Source organism: Mesorhizobium sp. M4B.F.Ca.ET.203.01.1.1 (assembly GCF_004791025.1).
Classification (GTDB): domain Bacteria; phylum Pseudomonadota; class Alphaproteobacteria; order Rhizobiales; family Rhizobiaceae; genus Mesorhizobium; species Mesorhizobium abyssinicae.
Window position 1 is genome coordinate 1 of sequence record NZ_SRUO01000242.1, and the last position, 298, is coordinate 298.

1 protein-coding gene is annotated in these 298 nt (G+C 60.4%); it reads right to left on the reverse strand.

All coding sequences use genetic code 11. The features are described 5' to 3' along the window. Positions 1-251 (reverse strand): hypothetical protein (locus EN846_RS35690; RefSeq protein ID WP_210236165.1); only part of this gene is annotated, 251 nt, incomplete at its 3' end. Positions 252-298: the final 47 nt, after the last annotated feature.

Here is a 298-nt window from a genome sequence, read left to right on the forward strand (position 1 = left end):
CCCGCCTCGATATCGTCGACCAACGCTCCCAGATTGTGACTGACAGCCCTGCGACGAATGCCGCACCACGAAGTCCAGTCCCGGAGAAGATGACGGGCGTCGAGCAAGTCTCCCATCGCAGTCGTCAATTCGGTCAGCGGGTTATCATGTTCTGCCCAAGAAGGCGTCTTTCCAGCAGGGATCGCAAATTGGGTCTTGGCAGCCTCGAATGCTGCAGAAGCCGCAAGGAAGCGGGCTGCCCCATAGCGCATCGTGCTATCTGCTGCACCGCTTCGCAGGCTCGGGGCGGTTGCTTGCA